This is a genomic window from Nonomuraea sp. NPDC052116 (genome assembly GCF_040680035.1).
Lineage (GTDB): Bacteria > Actinomycetota > Actinomycetes > Streptosporangiales > Streptosporangiaceae > Nonomuraea > Nonomuraea angiospora_A.
The window spans coordinates 612405-619796 of record NZ_JBFAWA010000001.1 but is presented as its reverse complement, the minus strand read 5'-3'; the positions used below and the strand labels follow the sequence as shown (position 1 = coordinate 619796).

The 7392-nt window shown below is 70.3% G+C and carries 7 protein-coding genes and 1 pseudogene; 5 read left to right on the top strand and 3 right to left on the bottom strand.

Annotated features, from left to right (window positions below):
• The 4 genes from AB0L65_RS02890 to AB0L65_RS02875 all read left to right on the top strand — a co-directional run.
• Positions 1-623 (top strand): cytochrome P450 (locus AB0L65_RS02890; RefSeq protein ID WP_364239710.1); only part of this gene is annotated, 623 nt, incomplete at its 5' end.
• Positions 624-919: 296 nt separating this feature from the next.
• Positions 920-1051 (top strand): darcynin family protein, encoded by a 132-nt coding sequence (locus tag AB0L65_RS02885; protein ID WP_364239709.1) that lies wholly within the window; start codon positions 920-922, stop codon positions 1049-1051.
• Between the two features lie 35 nt (positions 1052-1086).
• Complete coding sequence (locus AB0L65_RS02880; protein ID WP_364239707.1) at positions 1087-2118, top strand: NADP-dependent oxidoreductase; 1032 nt, start codon at positions 1087-1089, stop codon at positions 2116-2118.
• Positions 2119-2160: 42 nt separating this feature from the next.
• A complete protein-coding gene (locus AB0L65_RS02875) occupies positions 2161-2553 on the top strand; it encodes a MerR family transcriptional regulator (protein ID WP_364239705.1) in 393 nt (130 codons plus the stop codon).
• Positions 2554-2639: 86 nt separating this feature from the next.
• Here AB0L65_RS02875 and AB0L65_RS02870 read toward each other — a convergent pair whose 3' ends face one another.
• Positions 2640-3041 (bottom strand): hypothetical protein, encoded by a 402-nt coding sequence (locus AB0L65_RS02870; protein ID WP_364239703.1) that lies wholly within the window; start codon positions 3039-3041, stop codon positions 2640-2642.
• A gap of 92 nt (positions 3042-3133) precedes the next feature.
• On the opposite strand from AB0L65_RS02870, the pseudogene AB0L65_RS02865 reads away from it, so the two are divergent.
• Positions 3134-3391, top strand: a pseudogene (locus AB0L65_RS02865) (WYL domain-containing protein); the annotation flags it as partial.
• A gap of 4 nt (positions 3392-3395) precedes the next feature.
• Here AB0L65_RS02865 and AB0L65_RS02860 read toward each other — a convergent pair.
• Both AB0L65_RS02860 and AB0L65_RS02855 read right to left on the bottom strand, forming a co-directional pair.
• A complete protein-coding gene (locus AB0L65_RS02860) occupies positions 3396-4742 on the bottom strand; it encodes an alpha/beta hydrolase (RefSeq protein WP_364239728.1) in 1347 nt (448 codons plus the stop codon).
• A gap of 404 nt (positions 4743-5146) precedes the next feature.
• Positions 5147-7357: a bifunctional SulP family inorganic anion transporter/carbonic anhydrase gene (locus AB0L65_RS02855; protein WP_364239701.1), complete on the bottom strand. Its 2211-nt coding sequence runs from the start codon at positions 7355-7357 to the stop codon at positions 5147-5149.
• Positions 7358-7392 lie beyond the last annotated feature (35 nt).

Here is a 7392-nt window from a genome sequence, read left to right as displayed (position 1 = left end):
AGCAGTACCTCGCGCAGCTCGTGGCCGCCAAGCGCGCCAACCCCACCGACGACGTGCTCAGCGACCTCATGGACGGCGACCTGACCGATGAGGAGTTGCAGGGCATGGCCCTGATCCTGCTGTCGGCCGGCTTCGACACCACGGCCAACATGCTGGCGCTGGGCACCTTCGCGCTGCTGCAGAACCCGGAGCAGCTGGCGGCGTTGCGCGCCGAGCCCGCGCTCGCCGAACCGGCCGTGGAGGAGCTGCTGCGGTATCTGACCGTCGCCAAGCAGTTCCAGAGAGTGGCGCTGGAGGACGTCGAGCTGGGCGGCCAGATCATCAAGGCCGGCTCGACGGTCATCCTGTCGTACGCCACCGCCAACCGTGACCCCGAGCGCTTCACCGACCCCCATGCGCTCGACATCCGCCGGCAGGACGGCGGCCACCTGGCCTTCAGCCACGGCATCCACCAGTGCCTGGGCCAGCAGCTGGCCCGCGTCGAGCTGCGCGTCGCGCTCCCCGCGCTGCTCAACCGCTTCCCCACGCTGCGCCTGGCCGTACCGGCCGACGAGGTCGCCCTGCGCCCGGAGACCGCCGACATCTACGGCGTCAAGAGCCTCCCGGTCACCTGGGACGCATGACCGCCGCGACGTAACGCGCCCTCGTCCGTCTCACGCCGCAGCGCCCCGCCGCCCCTTCGCCGCCGGGGCGGGGTGGAGGGAGAGAATGGGCGGCCTCACCTGCGGTCCGCAGCCTTGGAGAGGCCCTGGTGACGAGTTCGGCGACGTGTTCGACCGCTTTCACCCCGGCCTCCATCGTGCGGTGCCGGTGGGGGATGACGGCTATCAGGTACGTGTGCCCGTGGCGGTCTCGTACCCGGCCGATGCTGTTGACCGTCCACCGGCCCCCGTCGCGCGGCCGTGGCAGGCAGCCGTTCTTGAGGGCCACCTCCTCGCGCCGCTCCCGCTTCTACGACACGGAGTTCTACTGGGCGCGGGTCACTGACATCTGGGTCTGGGAGGCGGACGACCACGACGCCTACCGGCTGGTCACCAGGCGGACGGGTTGACCTTCACGTATGGGTCAACCCCTACCGTCGTCGGCATGGACGCACCTTCGAAAAGCCCAATATTCTCCGGCACCGGACTGGAGGTCCGGCTTGTCGCACGCCCGGAGGGCCTGCCCGATCCCGGCGACTTCGAGATCGCCGAGGTCGCCGTCCCTGATCCCGCGGCGGGTCAGGTACTGGTCCGCAATCTGTTCATGTCGCTCGAGCCCGGCATGCTCATGTTGATCGCGGGGACCTCCGGTCTGCCGATGCCCCGCTATGAGATCGGTGAGGCGATGTACGGAGCCGCCATCGGTGAGGTGGTGGCCTCTGCCGACCCGTCACTTGGCGCAGGCGACCTGGTGACGCATCGGTTCGGCTGGCGCGAGTATGCCGTGGCGCGGGCCGGGCTGTTCCGCCGCGTTGACCGCAACGCCTACTCGACGCCTTCCACCTACCTCGGCTCCGGGCTGGTCGCGTACGTCGGGCTCATGGACGCCGCGGAGCTACGGCCCGGCGACACCGTCTTCGTCTCCAGCGGGGCTGGAGCGACTGGGAACATGGCCGGTCAGATCGCCCGGCTCAAGGGGGCGTCCCGGGTGATCGGCAGCGCCGGATCAATCGAGAAGGTCGCCCATCTGACCGGCAAACTCGGGTTCGACGCGGCCTTCGACTATCACGACGGCCCGATCGTGGACAGGCTGCGCGAGGCCGCCCCCGAAGGCATCGACGTCTACTTCGACAACGTGGGCGGCGAACAGTTGCGTGCCGCGATCGAGGTCATGAACCCGCATGGCCGCATCGCGCTGTGCGGAGCCCTCAACCGGCAGGGCAAGAGCCGTCCTGACGACGGGCCGGGCGACCTGCTCAGCGTGATCGGCAAGCGCCTCACCATGCGCGGCTTCACCACGAGCGATCATCCTGACCGTGCTCCGGAGTTCGACACGCAGTTCCGTACCTGGCTGAGCGAAGGCGCGATCGTCTACGACGAGACGGTGATCGACGGGCTCGCGAACGCGCCGCAGGCCCTCCTCGGTCTCGTGAAGGGCACGTACACCGGGAAGACGGTGGTCCGGCTAGGAGCTTGACGTGTACGTGAAGCCGTGCGGTCGGACTCGGAGGTGCCTGCGATGCTCATCGGTGAACTGGCCGCGAAGGCCGGAACCACGACCCGTGCCCTGCGCTACTACGAGGAGCAGGGCCTCCTGGAGCCTGGCCGTACGACCGCGGGACATCGCGTGTACGAGCCCGGCGCGACCCTCCGCGTCCGCAACATTCGTGAACTGCTGGCCTGCGGGTTCACCGTCGAAGACGTGAAGTCGTTCCTGGACCACCTCGACGCTGAGCTGCCCGAAATGTTCTGCGACGCGCCACCGTGCGCCGCCGGTAACGCCGTCGCCGCGCAGCGGGTGGCCGAACTGGAGAAGCGCATCGCCACTCTCACTCGGCTGCGCGACAGCCTTGTCCACCGCATGCCCTGGGTGGCGGCTCCTGGCGACACCGCGGACGGGCGGGCCACCTGATTACGAGGTGCCGGCAGGGCGAGTACACCATCCGACGCGCCGGGTAAGACAGCCCGATCCGGTGGTCGTCACAGGTCGGGCACGCGTCACCCGGTCAGGTCGAGGGCGGGACGGAGTTCGGCCCAGGCCCATGCTCCGAGCGTCGTGTCGGTCGTGGTCAGGGGCGTCCTCGGCAGCTCGGGGACGAATCCCTCCCGCAGTCCGGTCGACATGCCCATGATGGCCTCGACCTGCGCCGGGGACATACCGGCGCCGGCCAGCGTGGCGCGCATGTCGTCGTCGGCGACACGGTGGGCGGTGACCGTGCGGCCCAGGACGTGGCCGACCACGGCCAAGGCATCGTCCCAGGACAGGTCCCGTGGTCCGCGCACGGCCTGCACCCGGCGGCCCGACCAGTCGGCGCGCAGCAGCAGGGACGCGGCCACCGCGGCGATGTCGGCCGGAGCGACCCAGGAGAACGGCATGCCGGTGGGCAGGAGCACGGCCACGCTGCCCGAGCGGATGTTGTCGAGCTCGAACAGCAGGTTGCTGAAGAAGTAGCCGCACCGCAGGTGGGTGACGGCGAGGCGCCGATCAGAACCTCGTGCTGCGGTTCGGCTACCGCGACCGGCACGGGGCCCTCAGCCGGCGGCGGGTGGAGGCGGTGCGGTGCCTCTACGCCCGCGGACGCTGGTACGTTCTCGCCCACGACCTCGACGCCGGCGACTGGCGGGTGTTCCGTCTCGACCGCGTGCGGGAGCCGGAGGCGGGGGAACCGGGGTCCGGCGAGCGCGGCCGGCCGGCCGCGGACCTCGCGACCTGGCTCGCCACGGACTTCGGCCGTCGGCCCGCGGGCTGAGAGCTCAGCTCGGCGAGCCCTTGCCTTCCGGGTCCAGCGGCGTCTGCTTGCAGGTGATGCCGGGCTTCGGGGGCTGAGCGCTGATCAGGTACTGCTCGACCGGCTCGCGGATGCACGTCTCCGTGTTGGTCAGGTAGGCGGTGTGTCCGTCGCCGTCGTAGGTGAGCAGGACGCCGGACGTGAGCTGGTCCGCCAGGCTCTGAGCCCACTTGTACGGGGTCGCGGGGTCCCGGGTGGTGCCGATCACGAGGATCGGCGGCGCTCCGGTCGCGGTCACCGCCCTGGGCCGCCGGGTGGGCTTGACCGGCCAGTACGCGCATGCCAGCCACGGCCACACGACGAACGAGCCGAAGTGCGGCGCGACCTTCCCGGCCCGGTCGGCCAGGTCCTGTACGGCCGCGAGATCGGCGGGAAACGGCTTGTCGACGCAGTTGACCGCCTGCAGTGCCCCGAACGGGGCGATCATCTCCTGCGCGTAACCGAGCTTGAACAGGCCGGTGCCGTCACCGTCGTCGATCGCCTGTATCAGCGCCTGCCGCAGCGTGGGCCAGTAGCTCCGGTTGTAGAGGGCCGTGTAGATCCCCTGAGTCACCCCGTCGTCGTCCACCGGGACGCGGCCGTCCGCCCGGTTCCTCAGGGGTTCGCGGGCGGCCCGTTCCTGCAGGCCGGAGATCTTGCCGACGGCCCGGTCCACGCTCCCGATGCCCAGCGGGCAGCCGGCAGTGCTGACGCAGTAGGCGGCGAAGGCGCGCAGGGCCGTCTCGAAGCCCTCGGCGTGACCGAGGAGGAACTCCTCGCCCGTCAGTTTCGGGTCGGACGCGCCGTCCAGGACCAGGGCCCGCACGTTCCGGGGGAACTGGTCGGCGTAGAAGGCGCCCAGGTACGTGCCGTACGAGAATCCGAGGTAGGTCAGCCGCCTGTCGCCGAGCGCCGCCCGCAGCACGTCCATGTCGCGGGCGGCGTTGACCGTTCCGACGTACGGAAGATCGGCCCCGGACCTGGCCTCGCAGGCCGCCACGAACGCCCGCCAGAACGTGACCTCCGCGTTGACCTGGGCGCGCGTGGTGGGCGGATCGTAGAGGAGGCGCTGCTCGGCCTGCCGGTAGTCGAGGCAGCGCACCGGATCGCTCCGCCCCACGCCGCGTGGGTCGAACCCGACGAGGTCGAAGCGATCTCGCAATGCCTCGCCGAACGCCTGGCCGGAGGTGCGGAGGAAGAGCACGCCGGACGCGCCGGGCCCTCCAGGGTTGGTCACCAGTGAGCCGATGCGCCGGGATCTGTCTTTCGCGGGCAGCCGGATGACGGCGATCTTCAGCTGGTGACCCTCGGGACGGGCGTAGTCCCGTGGCACCTTCAACGTGGCGCACTGAAAGCCTTCTCTGCAGTCCGACCACGACAATTTCTGCTGATAAAACGGCTCAAGGCCGGTTGGCGGCGCGGTCGCCGTCATTGTCAGGCTCTGCGCGCCGGCGCACGCGACCGCGAGCATTCCCGTCGCCGCGGCCACCGCTGCTCTCCGAAGTGCCGTCACCGCCCATTCCCCCTGTTTCGGGCGATTCATTACTCTACGTGAGGCTATGTACCCATTCGGTTATTGTGTAACGCAAAGTGAAGGGCGGAGGCATCGACACCTCCGCCCCTCCGGTCCCTGGGAGTCAGGACCTGCGTCGCGAGGAGCGCCATGGGCATATGGAGAACCTCGCCGGCCCCCGCGACACTAATCCGCCTCCAGACGCCGCGTCTGCGCAGGATTACTCAGAAGCTCATCATCCGCTCGGCCGGTGCGGGGCGCAGCGGCGGCACCATGTGCACCCTGGCCGAGCCGATGTCGAAGAACAGCCCCACCAGCTCCAGCTTCCCGGCGCGCACCTGCTCGTCGACCTTCCGGTACGTGCGCAGGTTCTCCAGCTGCTGCTGCACGTTGACCCGGCACAGCACGTCCAGAGCGCCGCTGTGCAGCCGGTCGCCCTCGGTCTCGATGAACGTGGCCAGGCTGTGGTTTCCGTGCCGCAGCCACCGCCTCAGCCCCGGCAGGCTGCCCGCCTGCACCCCGCCGCTCAGCACCCCGGCCATGGCGCCGCACCCGGAGTGCCCGCACACCGTGATCGTGTGCACGCCGAGGACCTGCGTGGCGTACTCGATCGCCGCCACCACCGAGTCGTCGTGCGGTTCGGAGCCCCGGCGCGGCACCAGGTTGCCGATGTTGCGCACCGTGAACAGGTCTCCGGGCCCGCTCGCGGTGATGAGGCTGGGCACGATCCGGGAGTCGGCGCACGTGATGAACAGGTGCGAGGGCTGCTGCTTGCGGGCCAGCTCGGTGAAGATGGGCCGGACCAGCGGCGCCGTACGCCGGTGGAACTCGCGCGCCCCCGCCGTCAGCAGGCACTCCGCCTCAGTGGAGTCGGGAGCCGAGGGACGGGCGGGATGACGGCGGTGCGACCACGGCAGCCACCAGCGGTCCGGCACCTTGGGCGGCGACTTCACCGGGAACATGCGCGCGCCGCTGGCCGCCAGCGTGTACCACTCGTCGTGCAGCTCGTCGATGTCGACCGTGCCGCCCATGCGCTCGTGGTCCAGCCGCCAGGAGTGGATGGCCTCGAAGGCGGCGTTGTCCATGAAGTCGATGTTCAGGTCGAGGTCCACGGCGGTGGCCGGGGCGATCGTCCGCAGCTCGTGCGTGAGCCTGGGCACCCCCAGGAACGTCAGCGAACCGGACACCGTCACGTGCAGCCGCCCGTCGCCGCCGTCGCGCTTCAGGACCGTGACCCAGGTCAGGCGGCGCAGCGCGAGCAGCGCGGCCAGGATCAGCCCCACCACGACGCCCTCGGCGAGCCCGAGCGCGATCACGGTGAGCATCGTCACCACGTAGACGGGCACCTCGCCGTGGCCGTGCACCTTCCTGATGTGACCGAGGTTCACCATCTGCACGCCGATGAACACCAGCAACGCCGCCAGCGCCTCCAGCGGGATCAGCTTGATCGTCCAGCCGAACCCGATCGCGAACACCAGCACCCACACCCCGTGCAGGATCGCCGACCAGCGGGTGTGCGCGCCGGCCTGCACGTTCGCGGTGCTGCGCACGATCACCCCCGCCACCGGCAGGCCGCCGAGGGCGCCGGTGACCATGTTCGCGACGCCCTGGCCGGTCAGCTCCTGGTCGAGGTCGGCGCGGCGGCCGCCGTGCATCCCGTCCACCGCCACGCAGCACAGCAGCGACTCGCACCCGGCCAGCAGTGCCACCAGCAGCACCGCCCCCACGATCAGGTGCCAGTCGCCGTGCGGCAGGACCGGGAAGGCCCACTCGGTGACGCTGTGGGACAGGTCCACGCGCGTGACGTCCCACTCGAACACCCACGCCGTCACCGCCGCCACGACCAGCGCCACCAGCGGCGCGGGCACGACCTTGACCCGCTTGGGCAGCCGCGTCCACAGCGCCAGCACCGTGATCGTGAGCAGGCCGACGGCGACCTTGTGACCGTGCAGGTTCGCGATCTGGCCGGGCAGCTCGATCAGGTTGGCCACGGCCGAACGCTGCGAGCTGCCGCCCAGCACCACGTGGAGCTGGGCGAGGGCGATGATCACGCCGACGGCCGCCAGCATGCCGTGGATGACCGCCGGCGACACCGCGAGTGCCGCCCTGGCCGCCTTGAACACGCCCAGCAGGAGCTGTACGGCACCCGCCAGCAGGGTGATCATGCAGGTGGCGCGCCATCCGTACGTCTGCACGAGATCCACGACCACCAGCGACAACCCGGCGGCGGGTCCGCTGACCTGAACGGCGGAGCCGCCCAGGACGCCCGCCACGATCCCGCCGACCACGGCGGCGATCAGACCGGCGGCCAGCGGCGCGCCGGAGGCCATCGCGATGCCCAGGGACAGGGGCACCGCGACGAGGAAAACCACGAGCGAGGCTGGCACGTCATGCCGGAGGGTGCTCAGCCAGCTACTCTTCGTGTCGGGGATCATGGAGCAAACCCTATTGCTCCGTCGACCCTGCTTTA

What these genes read in the sequence shown, in the direction of transcription:
- AB0L65_RS02880 (WP_364239707.1), top strand. Translation starts at nt 1,087, where the DNA reads ATGGACGCACCTTCGAAAAGCCCAATATTCTCCGGCACCGGACTGGAG.
- AB0L65_RS02855 (WP_364239701.1), bottom strand. Translation starts at nt 7,357, where the DNA reads ATGATCCCCGACACGAAGAGTAGCTGGCTGAGCACCCTCCGGCATGAC.
- AB0L65_RS02875 (WP_364239705.1), top strand. Translation starts at nt 2,161, where the DNA reads ATGCTCATCGGTGAACTGGCCGCGAAGGCCGGAACCACGACCCGTGCC.